Origin of the sequence: Aurantibacter crassamenti, assembly GCF_016811105.1 — a bacterium.
GTDB classification, from domain to species: Bacteria; Bacteroidota; Bacteroidia; order Flavobacteriales; family Flavobacteriaceae; genus Aurantibacter_A; species Aurantibacter_A crassamenti.
The window spans coordinates 1,149,426-1,173,696 of sequence record NZ_JAFBGM010000002.1 but is presented as its reverse complement, the minus strand read 5'-3'; the positions used below and the strand labels follow the sequence as shown (position 1 = coordinate 1,173,696).

Sequence of the window (24,271 nt, the reverse complement as noted above, 5' to 3'; positions counted from 1 at the left end):
TTAGTAGCATAGTATATTATGGCTAGAATAAACGATAATACACCACAAAAAAGGTTTGATAAAATCTCCATCGGTTTGGCATCTCCAGAAGCAATTTTGGCAGAGTCAAGAGGTGAGGTGCTTAAGCCTGAGACCATTAACTATAGAACGCATAAGCCTGAGCGTGACGGTTTATTTTGCGAGCGAATTTTCGGCCCTGTAAAGGATTATGAATGTGCTTGTGGAAAATATAAGCGTATCAGATATCGCGGAATTGTTTGTGATCGTTGTGGGGTAGAGGTAACTGAAAAGAAAGTAAGACGTGATAGAGTAGGGCATATCAATTTGGTTGTGCCTGTTGCTCATATTTGGTACTTCCGTTCATTACCTAATAAAATTGGATATCTACTTGGTTTACCTTCCAAGAAATTAGATATGATTATCTATTATGAAAGGTATGTAGTTATTCAACCTGGTATTGCAAAAGGACCAGAGGGTGAAGAAGTTCAGAAAATGGATTTCCTTACTGAAGAAGAGTACTTAAATATTTTGGAAACTATTCCACCTGAAAATCAATATCTTGATGATGCTGATCCAAACAAATTCATCGCTAAGATGGGTGCTGAATGTTTGATTGATCTTTTAGCTCGTATTGATTTAAAGGAATTATCTTATCAATTGCGTCACAAAGCGAATACTGAAACGTCGAAACAACGTAAAACAGAAGCACTTAAAAGGCTTCAAGTTGTAGGTGCTTTACGTGAATCTCAAGAGAATAGAGACAATAGACCAGAGTGGATGATTATGAAAGTGGTGCCAGTTATACCACCAGAGTTACGTCCGTTAGTACCATTAGATGGTGGTCGTTTCGCTACTTCTGATTTAAATGATTTGTATAGAAGGGTAATTATCCGAAATAATCGTTTGAAAAGATTAGTTGAAATTAAAGCACCAGAAGTAATCCTTAGAAATGAAAAAAGGATGCTTCAAGAAGCGGTTGATTCTTTATTTGATAATACGCGTAAAGCGTCGGCAGTTAAAACCGAATCAAATAGACCTTTAAAGTCACTTTCAGATTCATTGAAAGGTAAGCAAGGTCGTTTCCGTCAAAACTTATTAGGTAAACGTGTTGATTATTCTGCACGTTCGGTAATTGTTGTTGGACCGGAATTGAAGTTGTTTGAATGTGGTCTTCCAAAAGATATGGCTGCAGAACTTTACAAGCCTTTTGTAATCCGTAAATTGATTGAAAGAGGTATTGTTAAGACGGTAAAATCAGCTAAAAAAATAATAGATAAGAAGGAGCCTGTAGTTTGGGATATTCTTGAAAATGTATTGAAAGGACACCCTGTAATGTTAAACAGGGCCCCTACATTGCACCGTTTAGGTATTCAAGCATTCCAACCAAAACTTATTGAAGGTAAGGCTATTCGTCTTCACCCATTGGTATGTACTGCATTTAATGCGGATTTTGATGGTGACCAGATGGCGGTGCACCTTCCATTAGGACCAGAAGCAATTCTAGAATGCCAATTGTTAATGTTGGCTTCACATAACATTTTGAACCCAGCTAACGGTTCACCTATTACTGTACCATCACAGGATATGGTCTTGGGTCTGTATTATATGACCAAAGAGCGTAAGTCTACACCAGAAGTGCCTATTAAAGGAGAAGGTTTAACTTTCTATTCTTATGAAGAGGTAGAGATTGCTTTCAACGAAGGAATGGTAAATCTTAATGCAGGTATCAAGGTGCGTGCAAAAGATTTTAATGAAGAAGGAGCGCTTGTAAATAAAATTATCCCAACTACTGTTGGTCGTGTACTTTTCAATATGGAAGTGCCAGAACAAGCAGGATATGTAAATGATGTTTTAAATAAAAAATCTTTACGTGATATTATCGGTCAAATTTTGGCTGTTACTGATGTTCCTACAACTGCGGCTTTCTTGGATAAGATTAAAACAATGGGTTATGAGTTTGCCTTTAAAGGTGGACTTTCCTTTAGTCTTGGTGATATTATTATACCGCAAGAGAAGCATGAAATGATTGCTGAAGCTAACGGGCAAGTTGATGGTATTATGGCCAATTATAATATGGGTCTTATTACAAACAACGAACGTTACAATCAGGTTATTGATGTTTGGACTTCTACAAATGCTCAACTTACTGAATTAGCTATGAAGCGAATTCGTGAGGATCAGCAAGGATTCAACTCAGTGTATATGATGCTTGATTCTGGTGCAAGGGGTTCTAAAGAACAAATTCGTCAGTTGACTGGTATGCGTGGTTTGATGGCTAAGCCTAAAAAATCAACTGCTGGTGGTGGTGAGATTATTGAAAACCCAATTTTATCGAACTTTAAAGAAGGTCTTTCAATTCTTGAATACTTTATCTCTACTCACGGTGCACGTAAAGGTCTTGCAGATACGGCGTTAAAAACTGCTGATGCTGGATATTTAACCCGTCGTTTAGTTGATGTTTCACAAGATGTAATTGTGAATGTAGAAGACTGTGGTACTTTAAGAGGTATTGAGGTGTCACCATTAAAGAAAAATGAAGAAGTTGTTGAAACTCTTGGTGAAAGAATATTAGGTAGAGTTTCACTACATGATGTATACAATCCGTTGAATGAAGAATTACTTTTAAAAGCGGGTGAACAAATATTAGAAGCAGATGCTAAACGTGTTGAAGCATCTCCAGTAGATAAAGTTGAAGTACGTTCTGCGCTTACTTGTGAAGCAACAAAAGGAATTTGTGCAAGATGTTATGGTAGAAACCTTTCAACCAATAAAATGGTTCAAAGAGGTGAAGCTGTTGGTGTTGTTGCAGCACAGTCAATTGGTGAGCCGGGTACGCAGTTAACATTACGTACGTTCCACGTTGGTGGTATTGCTGGTAACATTTCTGAGGAAAACAAACTAGTTGCTAAATTCGAAGGTATTGCTGAAATTGAAGACCTTAGAATTGTAAACAGTGTTGATGCCGAAGGTAAAACTGCTGAAATTGTTATTTCAAGAACATCTGAGATTAAAGTTGTTGATGCTAAAACGGGTATAACCCTTAGTACTAACAATATTCCTTATGGTTCTCAGATATTTGTTAAGAACGGAGCTAAGGTTAAAGCTGATGATGTAATTTGTCAATGGGATCCATATAACGGTGTTATTGTTTCTGAATTCCCAGGTAAAATTGCTTATGAGAATATTGATCAAGGTGTTACTTATCAGGTAGAAATTGATGAACAGACAGGTTTCCAAGAAAAAGTAATTTCTGAATCTAGAAACAAGAAGTTGATACCAACGCTATTGATTAAAGATAGTAAAGGAGAAACTTTAAGATCTTATAACTTACCTGTTGGATCGCATATCATGGTTGATGACGGTGATAAGATTAAAGAAGGTAAAGTACTAGTTAAGATTCCACGTAAATCTGCTAAGGCGGGTGATATTACAGGTGGTCTTCCTAGAGTTACAGAGTTATTTGAAGCTCGTAACCCTTCTAACCCAGCTGTTGTTTCTGAAATTGATGGTGTAGTTTCTTTTGGTAAAATTAAAAGAGGTAACCGTGAGATTATCATAGAATCTAAATTGGGTGAGATTAAGAAATATTTGGTTAAACTTTCAAATCAAATCTTGGTACAAGAGAATGATTATGTTCGTGCCGGTATGCCTTTATCAGATGGTTCTATTACGCCAGAAGATATCTTAGCTATTAAAGGACCATCTGCTGTTCAGCAGTATTTGGTAAATGAAGTTCAAGAAGTATATCGTCTTCAGGGTGTGAAAATTAATGACAAACACTTTGAGGTTGTTGTTAGACAAATGATGCGTAAGGTTCGAATTCAAGATTCAGGCGATACCATATTCTTAGAAAATCAACTTGTACATAAATCAGATTTCATTGTTGAAAATGATGAAATTTATGGCAAGAAGGTAGTTGAAGATGCTGGTGAGTCAGATACTCTTAAGGCGGGACAAATAATTACGCCTAGAGAGCTTCGTGATGAAAATTCTATTCTAAAAAGAGCTGATAAAACTATAGTTTCTGCAAGAGACGTTGTTGCTGCCACTGCAACACCTATCTTACAAGGAATTACTAGAGCATCGCTACAGACGAAATCATTTATTTCGGCTGCATCTTTCCAAGAAACGACTAAGGTGTTGAATGAAGCTGCTGTTAGCGGTAAGATTGATACTTTAGAAGGATTGAAAGAGAATGTAATTGTTGGACATAAAATTCCTGCAGGTACTGGTATGCGAGATTATGATAATATCATTGTAGGTTCTAAAGAAGAATATGATGAAATTATGGCGCGCAAAGAAGCTTTAAAATTCTAAATATAATAAGAGCCCTCGATTATTAAATCGAGGGTTTCTTTTTTTAATTTAATATTTCTTTTCAATAAATAGTTACTATGAGTGATAACGATAAAAAAGCACAGAAACAGATAAATATTGAACTTGATGAAAAGATAGCTGAAGGTATTTATTCAAACCTTGCAATTATTAATCATTCGGTATCTGAATTTGTTGTTGACTTTATTAGTATGATGCCAGGTGCACCAAAGGCTAAGGTTAAAAGCAGAATTGTTTTGACACCACAACATGCCAAGAAATTTTTAAAGGCGCTTAACGATAATGTGAATCGTTTTGAGAAAGCTCATGGTACTATCAAAGATTATGAGCAACCAACAATTCCTCTGAATTTTGGTCCTACAGGAGAAGCATAAAAAAAAGCCCAATTTTAAAATTGGGCTTTTTTTTATTCAAATTCTGATGTAGAATGTAATTTAACAGTAGGATATTTTTGTTGGGTCATTTGTAATGAAAACTGTGAGTCAGCTAAAAAAACCATTTTACCACGTTTATCTTTTGCCAAGAATTTCTGTTTTACTCTAACGAATTCTGAATACTCAGTATTCTTTTTATCTTCTGGATCAACCCAGCAAGCTTTATGTACTGGGAAGTTTTCGTAAGTACATTTTGCACCATATTCATGTTCTAATCTGTATTGAATTACTTCAAATTGTAAAGCACCAACAGTACCTACAACCTTTCGGCCATTCATTTCTAAGGTAAATAATTGTGCAACACCTTCATCCATTAATTGGTCAATGCCCTTATAAAGCTGTTTAGACTTCATTGGATCGGCATTATTTATGTACCTAAAATGTTCAGGTGAAAAACTAGGAATTCCTTTATAGTTCAGTTGCTCGCCTTCAGTTAACGTGTCGCCAATTTTAAAGTTTCCGGTATCATGTAGGCCTACAATATCACCTGGGAATGAGATATCTACAATTTCTTTCTTTTCTGCAAAGAAAGCATTCGGACTTGAAAACTTTAGCTTTTTGTCATGACGAACATGTAAATACGGCTTGTTTCGTTCAAAAGTACCTGAAACTATTTTTATAAATGCAAGTCTATCACGGTGTTTAGGATCCATATTAGCATGAATCTTAAAAACAAAACCGGTCATTTCTTTTTCATTAGCCATTACAAGCCTTTCCTCTGCCTTTTTCGCTCGTGGTGATGGCGCAATATCTATAAAACAATCAAGTAATTCACGAACCCCGAAATTATTTAGCGCTGAACCAAAGAAAACGGGTTGTTGCGTGCCATTTAAATAATCTTCTTTATTAAATGGCGGATATACTCCATTTACTAACTCAAGGTTTTCACGTAATTCTTCTGCAGCTTTTGTGCCTATTATTTTCTCTAATTCAGGGCTGTCAAGGTTGTCAAAACCAATTGTTTCTTCAATGTTTTTCTTACTGTCTCCGCTAAATAGATTTATGTTTTTTTCATAAAGGTTATAAATGCCTTTAAAGTCATATCCCATTCCGATAGGAAAACTTAGAGGAGTTACACTGAGACCTAGTTTTTGTTCTACCTCATCTAATAAATCAAATGCATCTTTACCTTCTCGATCTAATTTATTAATGAAAACAATTATTGGTATGTTACGCATTCTGCAAACCTCTACCAATTTCTCTGTTTGAGCTTCTACACCTTTGGCAACATCAATAACAACAATAACACTATCTACAGCAGTTAGCGTTCTAAACGTGTCTTCTGCAAAATCTTTATGACCAGGTGTATCAAGAATGTTTATTTTCTTATCCTTATAGATAAATGCTAAAACAGAAGTAGCTACCGAAATACCACGTTGTCTTTCAATTTCCATGAAATCACTTGTAGCCGTTTTTTTGATTTTATTGTTTTTGACTGCGCCAGCTTCCTGTATGGCACCTCCAAATAATAATAATTTTTCGGTTAATGTAGTCTTACCGGCATCGGGGTGTGATATAATGCCAAAAGTTCTCCTTTTCTCTATTTCTGCTTTAAAATCCATAGTCGAAATTTCGGCAAAAGTAGTTTAAATTAAGCTTTTTTGCCTAGTTTATTATTACCTTCTTATTTCTATTTATATTATTTAATATTTAGACAATATGATGTAAATACCTTCGTTTTTAACACCAACAAAGTAATGAGTTCGATTAACTGCGTATATTATCGATATGTAATAATTGAAATAATCAATATTGTGTAGTTTATCAGAACTATTCTTTGTTAAGTAGTTGAAAGATTGTCGTTTATCGAATATTAGCGTTTTTGAAAGATAATTAGTATTATCTAATGAAAAAGTATTTGTTGATAGAATATTTCGCTATATCTTGCATACTCTTATAGGTCGTCCCAACGTCTTACTTTATTGATTTTCCTGCATTGCCATGGGATAAGTTTAATAGAAAACTATCTTTATGGACAAGAATACTACCCCTCTTTTTAGCAAAAAAGCGTACTCATTTTTCACTTTTATCGTGGCTTTTGTTTTGCTTGGACTTTCTTCATCTTTTGGAGTGTCTAGTACATTTGAAAAAGTAGAACCTATGTTATTTCAGTCGCCAACAGATACTGATGGTGATGGAGTGCCGGATTCAGTTGATATTGATGATGACAATGATGGTATATTAGATACTGATGAATGCACCACATTAGAGTTAAAAGAAGTTTTTTCTTCTGATTTTGGATTTTCAAATGGTGTGTCTAATGGCAACCTTTCGTATTCTGACTTAGATATTAGTTCTAAATGGGGACTACCGGCAGGTAGTATTATTGTTAGTGTTACAGGGGCTAGTACTAGTTCAACAGGGCCTTTCTTTTCCGTGGGAAATAATTTACCAGCAACATTTACTTTTTCAGGCACAACTCCTGTTCATGTTGTTGCAAGACACTCACCAAATTTGGCTGCATTAAGTAGAGATGGTATTGTAGCTTTAGACGGTACAATTTATAACCAGACTACAACCTTACCAGATGGTATCGTAGAAGGTAGTTCAGGTAATGATTATTATGTAGAGAACATTACTAATAGTGGTATAGATGAACCAGAAAGAGCAACATGGGTTTCCCAATCTACTGTTTCGGAAATTCAATTTTATACAAATTCGGATCATGTACAGAACGGTATTAGATTATACTTACAACCAACTGCATGCCCAGATACTGATGGGGACGGAACACCAGATAATTTAGATATTGATGCTGATGATGATGGAATTCCTGATAACGTAGAGGCACAACCAACTGATGGTTATATTCCACCATCTGGAAACGATTCAGACAATGATGGTCTTGATGATGCTTATGAAGGTGCTGGTGATGAAGGCCTCACTCCAATAAATACGGATGGTACTGATACGCCTGATTACATTGATTTAGATAGTGATAATGATTTAGTGCCTGACAATAATGAAGGCAACGATTTCAATTATGATGGTATTCCTGATCAAGTGTATACTGGTATTGATACTGACGGTGATGGTTTAGATGACGGTTATGAAGGTAGTGATGTTAATGATGGCTATGATGTAAACGATGAAATTGATGATCCCGCAAATGATCTTCCGGATACCGATGGTACTGAAGACGTAAATTACAGAGACATTGATGATGATGGCGATAATATAAACACTATTGATGAAGATGCTAATAATGACGGTGATCCAACTAATGATGATACTGATGGTGATGGTACTCCCGATTATTTAGATCCAATTGATGATAATACTCCTGAGACAGATACTGACGGTGATGGTGTTCCAGATTCTACAGACCTTGATGATGATAACGATGGTATTTTAGATACCGTTGAGGATGCTAATTTAGACAGTGACAATGACCCATTGACCAACCCAACAGATACCGATGGTGATGGTTATCCTAATCATTTAGATATTGATGCGGATAATGATGGTATTCCTGATAATGTTGAAGCACAAACAACAGTAGGGTATATTGCACCGAATGAAGACGATGCGGCTACATATGAGGCTAATAATGGTTTAAATAGCGCATATCTACCAGACGGACTCACACCTGTCAATCATGATAAAATTGATACTCCTGATTATATAGATCTAGATAGTGATAATGATTTAGTGCCTGATAACAATGAAGGTAATGATTTCAACTATGATGGAATTCCTGATCAAGTGTATTTAGGTACTGATACTGATGGTGACGGTCTTGATGATGGTTATGAGGGTAGTGATTTAAATGATGGATTTGATGTGAATGATGAGATTGATGATCCAGCAAACGATCTTCCGGATACTGATGGAACTGAAGATGTAAATTATAGAGATTTTGATGACGATGGTGATGGTATTGATACACCAGATGAAGATGCAAATAATGATGGTGACCCAACCAATGATGATACTGATGGTGATGGCACCCCAGATTATCTTGACCCAATTGATGATAGTACTCCTGACACAGATACTGATGGTGATGGTGTTCCAGATTCTACAGATTTGGATGATGACAATGATGGAATTTTAGATACTGTTGAAGATCCTAATACTGATGGTGATAACGATCCTTTAACAAATCCGTTAGATTCTGATGGTGATGGATATCCGAATCACTTAGATATTGATGCTGATAATGACGGTATACCTGATAATGTAGAGGCTCAGACAACTGATGGTTATATAGCGCCAAATGAAGATGATGCAGCAACTTATGAGGCCAATAATGGTTTAAATAGCGCATATCTACCAGATGGTCTTGTACCTAATAATCATGATGGGGCAGATACACCAGATTATATTGATTTAGATAGTGATAATGATTTAGTGCCTGATAATAATGAAGGTAATGATTTCAATTATGATGGAATTCCTGATCAGACTTATTTAGGAACTGACACTGATGGTGATGGTCTTGATGATGGTTATGAGGGTAGCAACCTAAATGATGGTTTTGATGTAAATGATGAGATTAATGATCCAGCGAATGATTTGCCTGATACAGATGGTACAGAAGATGTAAACTATAGAGATATAGACGATGATGGTGATGGTATTGATACACCAGATGAAGATGCAAATAATGATGGCGACCCTACCAATGATGATTCAAATGGTGATGGTATTCCTGATTATTTAGATCCAAAACCTTTAAATACTGATATCGTAGTAATGCAAATGGTTACACCAAACGGTGATGGTAAAAATGAATTTTTATGGATTGAGAATGTACACCTTGCATTAAACAATAATCTTAGAATTTTCAATAGATGGGGAATTGCAGTATATGAGGGAGAAAATTATAACAATCAGAACAATGTTTTTGATGGTAGGTCTAAAGGTAGATCTACGTTGAGTGCAGGTGATTATTTACCGGCAGGGGTATATTTTTATATCTTTGAGTATAATACAGCAAATGAAAATGATATAACTAATAGTGGTTATATTTATATAAGCGAATAATTTATTACTGACTTATGATAGTTAAAAAGAGTTTCCTCGCATCATTGTTTTTAATGTTGATTTTTTGGGAGACAGCCAGTGCGCAACAAGACGCACAGTATACCCAATATATGTTCAATACTATGAGTGTGAACCCCGCTTACGCTGGGTCTAGAGGGCAATTAAGTGCAGCTGCATTATATAGGTCTCAATGGGTCGGTTTAGAAGGTGGCCCTGTAACGCAAACACTTAATTTACATTCTCCTATTAGAAATAGTAATTTAGGTTATGGTATTTCAATAGTGAATGATAAAATTGGAGAAGGAGTAGTTCAAGAGACTTATTTTGATGCTGTTTTATCCTATACCATTGATGTTTCTTTAGATGGTAAACTTTCATTTGGCTTAAAGGCTGGTGGAAATTTATTGAACCTAGATTTTGAAGGTTTAAGGCAGCGAGATGATGAACAATTTCGCGAAACTGTAAATACAGATGATATACAAAATAAGTTTTCACCTAATTTCGGTTTAGGTGTGTATTATCATACAGATAAGTTCTATGCAGGTCTTTCAGCTCCAAATTTACTTGAGACCGAACATTTTGATCGTTCAGGAACAGATGATGATGCTGTTGATTTCCTTGCTAAAGAGCGTATGAATTTTTATCTTATAACAGGTTACGTATTTGATTTGAATAATAATTTTAAATTTAAACCTGCTATTTTAACCAAAGTTGTTAGCGGTGCTCCACTTCAAATAGATTTTTCAGCGAATTTCCTTTTCAATGATAAATTTAATTTTGGTGCCGCTTATAGATGGGATGCTGCAGTAAGTGCTATAGTCGGTTTTCAATTATCAGACCAGTTAATGTTAGGTTTAGCGTATGACCGTGAAACTACAGAGTTAGGTGGTACCCAATTTAATGATGGGTCATTTGAAGTGTTTTTACGATTTGAATTACTTAAATCATTCCAAAAATTAGTATCACCACGATTCTTCTAAAATCGGGAACAATGACAAAAAGAATAACAGTATTAGTTACGTTTTTAGCACTTGTGATTAATTTCACAGGTAATGCGCAAGAACGATTAGTAAATAAGGCTGATTTAGATTATGATCAATATTCTTTTCGCCCTGCCATAGATATCTATAAAAGGGTGATGGATAAGGGGTTTGTTTCTGCTGACTTGTTGAAAAAATTAAGTAATTCTTATTATTTTAATGCGGATTATGATGAAGCAGCTAAAACCTATAAGAAGTTAATTGAGACCTATACTACAGATGCAGGTCCTGAACATTATTTTAGATATGCACAGTGTTTGAAATCAATCGGAAATTACGACGAGTCAAATAAAATGATGTCTAAATTTACCGAACTTACTTCTGATGATATAAGAGCTGACGTATATAAAAATGATAAAGATTATATGGCCGAAATCAAGAGAAATTCTGGTCGATATGACGTAGGTCCTTTTCAATACAATTCACCATATTCTGAGTTTGCTCCTGCTTTTTATAAAGAAGGATTAATATTCTCTTCGGATAGAGATACTGGTAATTTAGCACGTTATAGACACACATGGAACTCTAAAGATTTTTTAGATTTATATAAAGTCAATGCTGATAGTGTTTCTGATAATTTAGTGACTAAGCTTAGTAAAGATGTAAATACAAGATTGCATGAATCTACTTCTGTTACCACAAAAGATGGTAACACGATGTACTTTACTAGAAACAATTTTAAAGGAGGTAAGTACATAAAAGACGAGAATGGAGTAATTCGATTAAAGATTTTTAAGTCAACCTTAAAAGATGGTATATGGCAAAATATAGAAGAACTTTCTTTTAATAGCGATTCATATTCTGTGGCACATCCAGTATTGGGGCCAGATGAAAAGACCATGTATTTTGCATCTGATATGACCGGAAGTTTGGGGGAATCTGATATTTTCAAAGTAGAAATTAAAGAAGATGGTAGTTTTGGAGAACCTGTTAATCTAGGTAATACGATTAATACTGAGGCTAGAGAAACATTTCCGTTTGTAACTAGTGAAGAGATATTGTATTTCTCTTCAGATGGGCACCCTGGATTAGGTGGTTTAGACGTTTTTGGTACTAAGATAGCCAATAGTAAATATGATGGTGCTATTTTAAATGTAGGAGAGCCTATCAATAGTAAAATGGATGATTTTACTTTTATAATGGATGAAGCATCTAGAAAAGGGTATTTTGCTTCAAACAGACCAGAAGGTCAAGGTGCTGATGATATCTATAGTTTTACGGAGAATAAACCACTCATGTTTGACTGCAAGCAAGAGATTACAGGAACGGTTAGAGATAAAATATCAAATGAAGTTTTGGTCGGTGCTACGGTAAAGGTCATTGATGAAAACAATGAAGAGATAATGTCTACAATCACAGATTCTGAAGGAAAATATTCTCTTTCATTAGATTGTAATCAAGGTAATTTTGTGCGAGCTCAAATTGAGGGATATGTACCTTCTGAAGAATATATTGGTAAATCTGATGGCAAACCAAAAATCATAGATTTTTATCTAGAACGAGATACTGTAACCGCTGGATTTGGAGACGATTTGTCTAAATTACTTCAATTAAGTACCATTTATTTCGATTTTGATAAGTACAATATTCGAAAGGATTCTGAAATTGAAGTTGAAAAAGTAATAGCGGCGATGGAAAAGTATCCTAGCTTAAGAATTAAAGTAAATTCACATACCGATAGTAGAGGTAAAGATTCTTATAACTTGTGGTTATCACAGAAAAGGGCTGAAGCTACCGTTAATTATATGATTTCTAAAGGTATTGAGAAAGCGAGACTTCAAGGTGAAGGTTATGGTGAAACCAAGTTGTTTAATGAATGTGCAAACGGCGTAAAATGTTCGGCCGCTCAACATGAACTAAATCGTCGGTCTGAGTTCATAATCATGGAATAACGCTTTAATAAAGTATGTACAAAAAGCAACTAATAAAACTAGTTGCTTTTTTGTTAAGTTCAATTCCAATACTGCCAAATTAATTTGGGCAATAATATAATGCTTACACTACTTTTTATTAGGTTGGTGACGCTATTCAGGCAGTATACAACAAATATTATGTTTGAGGGGTTATTGATTCTATTTTTGAAAATGATATGTGTTTACCCCCCAAATGATACTTTTAAAATCGAATAAATTTAATTTTTTTCTTCCATTTGTTACGTGGCTTTTGGTTTCTATAACTTTTGCTTATAGTCAAGAAACATACAACGATAATTTCAATAACGTTTCATATTCAAATAATAATGGATCTTCTAATTTTTCATCAGGTTGGGATGAAGATAACGATGGAGATAGTCCTTCAGGTGGTAATATTCGCATAAGAAATCATGAATCGAGTAATCAATTAAGGTTTGATGAACTTGATAGCAATGACAGAATAGGCCGAACTTTAAACCTAAATGGCGCTAATTCGGTAATTCTTACTTTTGATTATGATGCCGATGACAGGGGAAACGAAGGTTTAAATGTGGAACTATGGAATGATACCAGTTCATCTTGGGAAACAATTGCATCTATAAATATTACTAATTCTAGTACTATTACGCATACATTAACGACGAATCAAATTTCCACTAATTCAGAGATTCGTTTTGTCTCGAATAGCGGTGGCTGGGGAAATAATGAACGTATTTATATTGATAATGTATTGTTTACAGCGACTTATGGTCCTTCCATTAGTATAGGTGATGAAGTTGTAGATGAAGGTTCAGGTTCTGCTGTGTTTACTGTAACACATTCTGGGCCAAATACTTTAGGTCCATATGTGGTGAATTATTCGATAATTGCAGGTACTGCAACCCAAGGATTGGATTATTCGACTGCATCAGGATTTTACACAGGAACAATTACATTTAATGGAACATCAGGTGATACGGAGCAAATTACTGTTTTAATAACAGATGATTCGGATACCGAATCTTCTGAAACATTTTTTATTGAGTTTGTTTCTGCTACAAATAATGCTGTAGATATTTCAGACACGGCCATAGGTTCAATCAACGACAATGATTCGTTCATAATCACTAATGGTATTACTGATAATACATGTAGCGGAACTTTTTTTGATAATGGTGGTTTTGGAAATTATTCAAATAATCAAGATAGAACATATACGCTTTGTCCTGATTCTGTAAATTCGGACCTGAGCATTAGCTTTTCAACATTCGATGTTGAATCGGGCTATGATTATTTGTATATATATGATGGATCAAATACTGGTGGCGCTTTAATTGGTCAGTTTGACAGTGCAAATCCCCCTCCAACCACCATAACTTCAACTAATGCGGCAGGATGTCTAACATTCAGATTTACATCTGATGGTAGTGTTACTAGAGCTGGATGGGAAGCGGCTATTACTTGTATTGATAGAGTACCTCAATTGACTATTTCTGATATTGTTGTTAATGAAGATGACGGAAATGCTGTTTTCACAGTAACTCATATAGGTACGAACACTACTGGACCCTTTTCAGCAAGTTACCAGACTGTCGATGGTACGGCAATTGCAGGTAGTGATTATACCTCGATTTCGGGTGGTACTTTGACTTTTAGTGGGATAGCCGGTGATACAGAAACTATAACCGTGTCAATTTTGGATGATGGTTCATTTGAGAACCCTGAAACATATTCTATTGAATTTACTAGTGTTTCAGATGCTTCGGTTATTATTTCAGATACAGCTTTAGGCACTATAAATGACGATGATGTCTTGATAATGACGAATGGAGTTACAGTTAACACGTGTAGTGATGCTTTTTTAGATCCAGGTGGTACTTCAAATTATGCCAATAATCTAGATGTTGTTTATACTATTTGTCCAGATACAGCAAATCATTACTTAAGTACTGATTTCTCAAATTTTGATGTCATTAGTGGTGATATGCTGTACGTCTATGACGGTAATTCTACAAGTGCTACCTTAATTGGTCAATATGATAATAACAATATTCCAACAAATATTTCTTCTTCTGGTGGCTCAGGTTGTTTAACCTTTAGATTTACTTCTAATAACAATAATACTGGAACGGGTTTTCAGGCTGTAGTTAAATGTTATCAAGAAGGTCCACGATTGGTAATTGATGATGTCACAGTAGACGAGGATGCAGGTACTGCAGTTTTTACGGTTACTTCAACACGAGCTGCACATGGTCGTAATGTGTTTTTACTTGGTTTTGTAAATACACAGTTTACAGTAGATTATACAACAACAAATGGCTCTGCTTTAGCAGGTAGCGATTATACTACAACGACCGGAACATTAACTTTTAGCGGGGAAATAGGAAATCAACGTACAATTTCCGTTCCCATTATTAACGATGGAGTTCCGGAATTTGATGAAAATTTTACTATTGAGTTTACAGGAGCTAATGCTCCAGATGTACCTGTAAATTTTGATGATACCGGGGTTGGTACAATTAATTCTCAAATTTTAGCAAATGTACCCTTAACCTTGTTTAAACAGTTCGATGGAGATTTTGACTACACTACTACTGGTGGTAGTTTGCGTACACAAAGTAATGGAGCCAACGCTTGTGCAATTCAAACTACTTCAACTAATAGGTTGGTAGCCCCAATAACAAATACAGGAAACATAGCAGCAGCATACTTATATTGGGCACATTCTAGTTACATTCGTGACGAGCAGATAACTTTTGAGGGGCAAACAGTTGACGCCGGTTTTGTTTATCAAACTACATTTAATGCGAGTGGTACTAATCTAAGTTTTTTCGGCTATGTAAGTGATGTGACTTCATTGGTAAGTGGTATTACGAATATAAATACCAATGACTTTGATTTTTCTGGATTGACAGTTGATACTTCTAATAATTTTTGCTCAACAGCTACTGTTTTAGGTGGGTGGTCATTAATAGTTTTTTACGAAGATTCTAATTTACCTGCGGTTAACATTAACTTATATCAAGGTTTTGATGGTTTACAAAATGCAGGTACATCCTTTACTCTAGATTCATTCTTTGCGATTGCAGGAGCAGGAGCTAAAGCAACATTTTTATCTTGGGAAGGTGATGAGACCTTAGATGGTAATACAGGTACTAACCCTGAAGCACTTTCTATTACAAATCAAGCAAATACCAATTTTAACTTAACAGGTGACGGTGGTAACCCTGGTAATAATGCATACAATTCGTCTATTTTTGATAATTCAGTACCGCCAGTATACAATACACCCAATATTTATGGTCTTGACCTTGATACCTATGATATTTCAACTTTTATTACACCAGGTGATAGTCAGGTAACCGCAAATGTAGATGTAGGCCAAGATTATGTAATCAATAATGCGGTTGTCATTAAAGTACCTTCTAACCTTATTACAGGTACCGTTTTTGAAGATGTAAATTATCCAGGAGGTAATGGACGAGATCAACTCACTTCAGGTGGAGTACCGGTTACTGCGGCTATTGTTGAATTATATGAGTCCGATGGAACTTTTATTGAACGAAAAAATACTAATGTAAATGGCGATTATACTTTTGCAGGTATGCAAGATGGTGATTATTTGGTAAAGGTGGTAAACTCTTCTGTTCGTTCAAGCAGAGGAAATGGATTGAATTGTACAGCTTGTTTTGCAGTGCAAACCTATAGAAATTATGGAGATGCTACGCTTCTCAACGATGTTACCACAGAAATAGGAGGTGCAAATCCGGCTGCAACGCAAGATGCAGCATTAGGAATTCTGACAGATGCGCAGTCGGTTTCATTAATTTCAGTTGCCAGTAATGGAGTAGTAGGTGTAGATTTTGGTTTTAATTTCAACACCATCGTAAATACAAATGAAAATGGTCAGGGTTCATTGGAGCAATTTATTATTAATTCTAATAATCTAGATGAAACTGGACTTGATATAGAGGCGAATGGTATTTTTGACCCTGCACCTGGCGATGATACTTCTGTATTTATGATACCTCCTACAAGTGATGCACTAGGCAGAACAGCAGATGTAAATTTTATTAATGGTTATTTTGATATCGTCATTTCCAATGGAAATCCATTGAGTATTATAGCAGGTACAAATACAAATATTGATGGAAGAACGCAAACGGCATATTCAGGAAATTCAAATACTGGTACAGTAGGTTCTGGTGGAACAAGTGTTGGTACTTCAAGCAATATATTGCCAGATTTTAATCGTCCTGAAATTCAAGTTTATCGAGCTGGAGGTGATGTTTTGAAACTTACGGGAACGAATACAACTATTAGAAGTATTGCTGTAAATGCGAATAATAATGCTGGTGTTAGAATCCAAAATGGTTCTGCAATTATAAGTAATAACTTATTGGGGGTAAATGCCTTAGGTAGTGCAATTGGAAATATTGATTCAGGTGTAGAAATTACTGGAGGAACCGCAATTATAGAAGCAAATTATATAAGTGATAATACAGATCAAGGGGTATGGATAAATGGAGGTACATCAACTTTAGTTAGAAATAATGAAATAACCATAAATGGTAATGGCGCCTGTAATGACAATATTCTTATTGAAAGTGGCACAGGTATTTCAATTACTCAAAATCTAATCAGTAGTGCTGCTTCTTTTGGAATTGAAATTGAGACAGGTTCTGGTGGCATTACCATTTCTGAAAATACTATTATTAATTCTGGTCAAAATGGTGGGAATTGTGGAGGTTCTATAAATAATGCTGGAGTTTCATTATTTGGTGATGATTCAGCTATAACAAACAACATTGTTGCTTCAAATGGAGGTGCAGGTATTGTTTTAATGGGTGGTAACTCAACAGGAAACTTGATTTCACAAAATTCTATTTATGCGAATGGAACGGTATCACCAGCGCTAGGTATTGATATTTTAAATGATGGTGTAACACTAAATGATTCAGGAGATTCTGATAATGGGCCTAATGGAGTTCTTAATTTTCCGCTAATCTCAGGTGCTTATCTATCAGGTGGTAATATAGTAATTGAAGGTTGGTCACGACCCGGTTCAACCATTGAATTATTTTTAACTGATATTAACGAAGGTTCAGCAATATCAGGTGATAACGCAATGGGATTGTCAAAAGATTATGGAGAGGGGCAATTGTATATCGGTACCGTAATTGAAGGGGGTGTTAATGACGCGGATTCTAGAATAGACACCTATACTGATATTGATGGTAATACAGACAATACAAATAGATATAAGGTGGTTTTTCCTGCACCTCTAGGTGCAGTAGTAGGTAGTTTATTAACTTCAACCGCTACAATTGCAAATAGTACTTCAGAATTTTCGCCTGAAAGTATATTAAAGACCTATACGATTATTACAAATCGTAGAATTACCTATAGAGTGAAAAAGAACTAGTATTAGTGATTATTATATTGATAATAAGATGCTTTTTAACTATTATCATCAATAAATCTATGTAGCTAAATAGCTGTTTTCTTCCATATTGTAACTCATTTTATTAGTAAATTATTATTGCTAATTTATTTGAATAAGTATTATAAAAGTAAGTTAAATCTCTACTATTTGTAGTCTAATAATATTTATTTGGCCATATAAATAGTTTATTTTTTTAGTGTAAATACGAGTATCACTTCTATAATTAATTAGAAACCTTCACTTTTATCTATGTAGACATTTATTATTTGCACTTACACAACATTTATTTAACAGTCAATTGGTTACAGATTAAATTTGAATAAAAGGTATTAAATGCTTTTTGGTTCTCCCATTAAAAAATAACCAACTAACGATTAAATGAAAAAGAGAAACCAATCCAATTCTCATAGATATTTATATTTAGCGCTACTGTGCTTTTTCAGTCTTACTAGTAGTGTTATTGCACAAACTACTTTCACGGAAGTGGCTGCTTCCTATAATCTTAACTTAACAGGTAATAAGGATGGAGGACATGCTTGGGCTGATTACGATTTGGATGGTGATTTTGATTTGGTTGTAAATAGACAGGGTAGTGGGTATTTAATGCGTAATGATGGGGGAAGTTTTACCGACATGACAGCTACACTAGCACCTAATTTTTCAAGTGGAAACCTTGAAAGAACTGCTCTTTTTGTTGATTTTAATAATGATGGGTATCCCGATATTTTTAGAAATAGCACCAGTGAGGTTAGAATATATCTTCAAGATCCGAATACTAATCGTTTCGGTAATGGAACAGGAGGTACTACTCCAAACCAAACTTTCAACTCTGGGAATGTAGCAGATGGCTTTAATGCAGAAGGGGCTGGAGCTCTAGATTTTGATGGAGATGGTGATCTTGATATATTTATTGATAATCATGATTTCGGTATAGATATATTAGAAAATGATGGCAATGGTAATTTTACTCATGCAACTCCAAAATCAGCAAGTCCAAATCCCCCTTATGATGTTAACGATCCAACCACATGGCCTTTGGGGCTTGTGCAAGACGCTGTAGATGGCGATTATGGCTCTGCAACAGATTTTAATAATGATGGTTGGGTGGATATTGTTGTTAGAAAGCGGAGTCAAGTAGATTTATTTACCAATATTGGTGGATCATTTACAGATGGAGTCGATATTGATGATGCCTTAAATGCTAATAAAGGTGCAGTAGGATTTTATGATTTTGATAATGATGGCGATTTCGATTTGTTTTGGACTGAAAATGGAGATAATCAAATACATAGAAATAATGGAGACGGCACCTGGACGGGTCTTGGTGCAGCTACTGGTATTCCTGTTAGTTTTTCAGGGCAAATCGAAGGTCTCGCATGTGGCGATGTTGATAATGACGGAGATATTGACATTTTTTTGGCAAACAGTGGTAACGGAAATCCTCAAACAAGTAAATTATACTTAAATCAAATCAATAATGGAGGAGGTGCGATGTCTTTTATTGATTCTGGCTTAACTTTTGGCAATAGAAGTGAAGGGTCCACATTTATTGATATTGATACTGATGGTGATTTAGATTTATATGTAAACAGAAACGGTAATAATTATTTATACAGAAATAATTTAAACGCAACTGATAGAGCGGATCATTTATATATAGATGTTGCTGAAGATAGAGATGAATTTGGCCTTATTAATACAGAACGAAGATTTGGTATTGGTGCAACGGCTAAAATTTTAGATTGCGATGGAAACGTTATTTCTGGAATTCGCGAAGTAAATGGAGGTTCGGGTCATGGTACTCAAGAACCAGGATTAATTCATTTTGGTTTACCAAGTGGTCCAGACACACCAATTGTAGTTGAGGTTGCCTATCCTAGAACTACTACCGGTAGGGTGATTGTTAGGCAACAATTAACACCTTCAGATTATTATAATGGTAGCGTAAATCTTCTTGATGTTTTTACAGATTTAGCGAATGAGCCTCCCACCGCAAATAACGATTATACATCAGTCATCGAAAATGGAACAGTTAGTCTTGATCCCTTAATAGATAATGGCACAGGAGTAGATTCGGACCCTGAAAGCCAGCCCTTAGAAGTTTTTGCAATTACTCAGCCAACCAATGGAGTTGCCGTTTTAAATGGTGATGGCACAGTTACTTATACTCCAAATACTGATTTTTATGGTTCTGATACTTTTACGTATACTTTGAGAGACAATGCAAATTGTACTTTTACTTCTGAACAAGATATTGGCACTATCTACATCAATGTAATAGCAGATACAGATGATGATGGAGTCAATGATGATGTTGATTTAGATGATGATAATGATGGAATTTTAGATATAGTCGAAAACCCAAAAACTGTACTTTGGGTTACAAATGGTGCACTTTCTTCAGATCAACAAAATACAATAGACAAATTAACTGCTTTAGGTTATACGGTTACAATTCGTGATGATAATGACTCAGATGATGCCGTGAATTATGCTGTTACATACATCCATCCATCGGTAAACAGCGGAACTACATTTGGTAATTTTGCCAACTTGGCAACAACCAATACAGGTGTAATTACCAGTGAGAATGCCTTATATGATGAAATTATAGGCTCTACAGGTGCTACCGGAAGTACAAATACCAATAATATAAATATCCTTGACAATACCCACCCTATTACAGCGGGTATGGAACTTGGTAATTTTGATATAGGTGATGGTGCTTTTTATGTGAACAATGTTGTGTCAGGCACGCAACTCGGGCGGCATCCTAATGGTCAAGTAAATATGGCAGTATGGAAACCGGGTGAAGCATTAGATACTGGAATTGCTCCTGGTAGGCGTACAATCGTACCTCATACAAGTGCAAATGGTGGTTACAATATTAATGGAGAAGATCTTTTGGTAAGAGCTATTGTCTGGACTTCAAGAATTGATTCTGACAATGATAATATTGATGATATTTTTGATTTAGATAGTGATAATGACGGAATACCAGACAATGTAGAGGCACAAACGACTACTGGGTATGTACCTCCAAATAATGATAGCTTGGCTACTTATAGCGCAAACAATGGTGTAAATTCTGCCTATTTAGGAGGCTTAACGCCAACCAATACAGATGGTACAGATGAACCAGATTACTTAGACTTAAATTCTGATAACGAAGGTCATGTAGATACTACTGAAGCAGGTATTACACTTGCAGGTGTTGATACAGATAATGATGGACTTGATGATTATATGGATTCAACCGTTGGTTATGCTGATCCAGGCGGAACTATAGATGATCCGCTGTCTGCTCCGGTTTTGTTATTAGATTCTGATAATGATGCAAATTCAGGTGGAGATGTGGATTTTAGAGATGCTACTGATGATAGACCAGATAACGATAACGACGGAATTGTAGATGCAGATGATAGTGATGATGATAACGATGGAATTTTAGATAGAGACGAAGGTTGTGGAAACTTAGTAGTCAACGGAAATTTTGAAGCTCAAGACTTTTCAGATGCAGCTGAATTCCCAAATGGATACACAGAACCAGCAGGTACTTTTATTGGAACCTCACCAAATAATAATCCGTTGACAGGTTGGACATACACCCAAAATATGGATGGATGGGTAGGTGGAGAACGAATGTCTTGGTCTTCAAATGATTTTGCAGAAGCCCATACAGGCAATCAATATATAGATGTAATAGGTAACAATGCAGCATCTGGAGGGTTGAACAATGTACTTTCTCAAGTAATAGCAACTGAAATTGGTGAAACCTATACCTTTTCATTCTTTTGGGGTGAAGACGTAGGTCATAGAGCGGGTGCCCCAGTTATACTTGATGTCGATGTTCTTGATTCGGGCAGTAATTCGCTTTTAAGTCAAACCTTAAACACTACTGCGCAAGGTATAGTAGATAATATTGTTGGACCACAGAGATGGTTTTATTTTGAACAAACGTTTATTGCAACAACTACTGCTACAACGATACAATTTGCTGCAACTCCCGATGGTACAGCAAATGGAGCCACTTTAGATTATGTTTATGTCTCTAAAAATGGTGCATGTATTGATACAGATCTTGATGGTGTAATCGATGCTTTTGATTTAGATAGTGATAATGACGGAATTTATGATGCTGTTGAGGCTGGGCATAATCAGGCACATACAAATGGCGAAGTTAATGGGAATGTTGGTACAGACGGAGTACCTGACGCTGTTCAGGCTACGCCTAATGGTGAATTGGTAAATTATTCGATATTAGATTCTGATAGTGACTTAAATATGGACTTTCAGGAGTTTGATTCTGATAATGATGGTTGTAATGATGCAGATGAAGCTTATGGTGCTGTAGGTACTGATGTCGATTCAAATGGTAAGTTTGGTAGTGGTTTACCGGCCGTTGATGGAAAAGGAAGGGTAAGTGCTGCAACATATCCAGTGCCATTTAACGGCAATGGAAATAGTGTTTTTGATTACATAGAAGCCACAACCGAACCTCTAATAATTGATCAGCCGATAGATCGTGAAATATGTCCGACTGGTAATACTACTTTTGTAGTAAACGCATCAAATTCAAACACCTATCAGTGGCAATTGTTTAATGGCACTACTTGGGATGATCTTTCCGATGGTGGAATTCATTCTGATACGGATGCTGCGACCCTTGTTATTACTAATGCTAGTTTAAGTGATAATGGTAATGAATATCGTGTAATAGTCTCACATTCAGCATATATCTGTTCTGAATTGACATCTGATGAGGTTACTTTAACGGTGGCTCAGCCAAGTGTTGACGCTGGTTCAAATCAAACAATATGTAATGGTGAATCTGCAACCTTAACCGCAACCCCAAGTGGTGGAAGCGGAAGCGGTTATACCTATTTATGGAGTACAGGTGCGACCACTCAAAGTATTGTAGTTTCCCCAGCAGGTAATTCTAGTAGTAATGTAAATGTTGATTATACGGTTACCATAACTGATAGTAATAATTGTACAAACAATGATACTGTGCGGGTTATTGTTGAGCCGACACCAACTATAAGTGTTTCTAATGCTCCGAGTTGTAATTTCGCATTATTTCAACCTACAACCTATACCGTTGAAGTGACTGTTAGTTCAGGTACAGTTACATCTACAGCGGGTGCTGTAACAAATACTTCTGGTAATGTTTGGCAAATAGCTGATGTACCAGACGGTACAGATATTATTGTTACTGTTACAGAAGGTAACTGTAGCACAGATTTACCTATTGCAGCACCAAATTGTGCATGTCCTTCAGTAGATGCACCTATTAGTGGAGGTGATGAGGTGTATTGTCAAGGTAGCACAATACCAACATTAACGGCTTCGGTAGATACAGGTGAAACTGTTGACTGGTTTGCAGCAGCAACAGGAGGAACAGCATTGGCTACTGGTACAACGTCTTATACTCCAACTAGTGCAGCTACATATTATGCTGAAGCCAGAAGTACAACTTTTGCAGGATGTAGAAGTGCTTCTCGTACTCCAATTACTTTAACCGAGGAGTCACCTGCTGTTGCAAATATTGGACCGGGTCAAACTGTTTTCGTTGGGCAAAATGCGACTTTTACAGTTGCAACTGCGAATGCTGATACCTACCAATGGCAAGTAAGTACAAATGGTGGGGCAACCTATTCTGATATTTCTGATGGATTGGAATATTCTGGGACGCAAACAACCACTTTGACCGTTAGTTCTGTTGCAATTGAGAAAAACGGATTCCTATATAGAATTAATGCATCGTTAACAGGATCTACTTGTAGTCAGACAACTTCGAGTCAGGCCGTATTAAATGTTCGGGTACGTACAGTTATCACCAATAGAAGAATAACACACAGAGTTAAAAAGGAGTGATTTTTCTATGTATTTTCCTTTCATATAGAACGAGATATTTCTTACATATTATCAGCTGGAATGCATTGATACACAATGTCTAATCGATGAAATAAACTATTTGAAACCTCAGTTTTTACGTCCTATACAATGCATTTTTATGCTTACACAACAATTATTTTCAGATGATGTGTATAGGGTTAATTTTGTAAGGTGTATTAATATCTAATAGAAAATATTGGCGTAATACAACCCAAATTATGAATGACTTAACCGAAA

8 protein-coding genes are annotated in these 24,271 nt (G+C 35.7%); 7 read left to right on the top strand and 1 reads right to left on the bottom strand.

All coding sequences use genetic code 11. From position 1 onward, the window contains the following. The first annotated feature begins 18 nt into the window (after positions 1–18). Positions 19–4,317 carry a DNA-directed RNA polymerase subunit beta' gene (gene rpoC / locus JQC67_RS17575; protein ID WP_203254219.1) on the top strand — a complete coding sequence of 1,433 codons (4,299 nt, stop codon included), beginning with the start codon at positions 19–21 and terminating at the stop codon, positions 4,315–4,317. A 77-nt stretch (positions 4,318–4,394) separates the two neighbouring features. Further along, on the top strand, positions 4,395–4,709 hold the full coding sequence (locus tag JQC67_RS17570) for a DUF3467 domain-containing protein (protein WP_203254218.1): 315 nt from the start codon (positions 4,395–4,397) through the stop codon (positions 4,707–4,709). A 32-nt stretch (positions 4,710–4,741) separates the two neighbouring features. Here the strand turns inward: JQC67_RS17570 and JQC67_RS17565 are convergent, their stop codons facing one another. Continuing rightward, positions 4,742–6,331, bottom strand: a complete 1,590-nt coding sequence (locus tag JQC67_RS17565) for a peptide chain release factor 3 (protein WP_203254217.1) — start codon at positions 6,329–6,331, stop codon at positions 4,742–4,744. 409 nt (positions 6,332–6,740) lie between these two features. Here JQC67_RS17565 and JQC67_RS17560 point away from each other — a divergent pair, with 409 nt between their 5' ends. From JQC67_RS17560 to JQC67_RS17540, 5 genes are all read left to right on the top strand, one after another. Further along, positions 6,741–9,758: a gliding motility-associated C-terminal domain-containing protein gene (locus JQC67_RS17560; RefSeq protein WP_203254216.1), complete on the top strand. Its 3,018-nt coding sequence runs from the start codon at positions 6,741–6,743 to the stop codon at positions 9,756–9,758. Between the two features lie 17 nt (positions 9,759–9,775). Next, on the top strand, positions 9,776–10,738 hold the full coding sequence (locus tag JQC67_RS17555) for a PorP/SprF family type IX secretion system membrane protein (RefSeq protein WP_449500878.1): 963 nt from the start codon (positions 9,776–9,778) through the stop codon (positions 10,736–10,738). 11 nt (positions 10,739–10,749) lie between these two features. Beyond that, positions 10,750–12,690 carry an OmpA family protein gene (locus JQC67_RS19205; protein ID WP_203254214.1) on the top strand — a complete coding sequence of 647 codons (1,941 nt, stop codon included), beginning with the start codon at positions 10,750–10,752 and terminating at the stop codon, positions 12,688–12,690. Positions 12,691–12,904: 214 nt separating this feature from the next. Next, positions 12,905–18,115, top strand: coding sequence for a beta strand repeat-containing protein (locus JQC67_RS17545; protein ID WP_203254213.1), 5,211 nt, complete (start codon positions 12,905–12,907; stop codon positions 18,113–18,115). A gap of 399 nt (positions 18,116–18,514) precedes the next feature. Next, positions 18,515–24,013 (top strand): FG-GAP-like repeat-containing protein, encoded by a 5,499-nt coding sequence (locus JQC67_RS17540; protein ID WP_203254212.1) that lies wholly within the window; start codon positions 18,515–18,517, stop codon positions 24,011–24,013. Positions 24,014–24,271 lie beyond the last annotated feature (258 nt).

Coding starts and splice junctions, on each gene's coding strand:
- rpoC (WP_203254219.1), top strand. CDS start 19: ATGGCTAGAATAAACGATAATACACCACAAAAAAGGTTTGATAAAATC.
- JQC67_RS17570 (WP_203254218.1), top strand. CDS start 4,395: ATGAGTGATAACGATAAAAAAGCACAGAAACAGATAAATATTGAACTT.
- JQC67_RS17565 (WP_203254217.1), bottom strand. CDS start 6,331: ATGGATTTTAAAGCAGAAATAGAGAAAAGGAGAACTTTTGGCATTATA.
- JQC67_RS17560 (WP_203254216.1), top strand. CDS start 6,741: ATGGACAAGAATACTACCCCTCTTTTTAGCAAAAAAGCGTACTCATTT.
- JQC67_RS19205 (WP_203254214.1), top strand. CDS start 10,750: ATGACAAAAAGAATAACAGTATTAGTTACGTTTTTAGCACTTGTGATT.
- JQC67_RS17545 (WP_203254213.1), top strand. CDS start 12,905: ATGATACTTTTAAAATCGAATAAATTTAATTTTTTTCTTCCATTTGTT.
- JQC67_RS17540 (WP_203254212.1), top strand. CDS start 18,515: ATGAAAAAGAGAAACCAATCCAATTCTCATAGATATTTATATTTAGCG.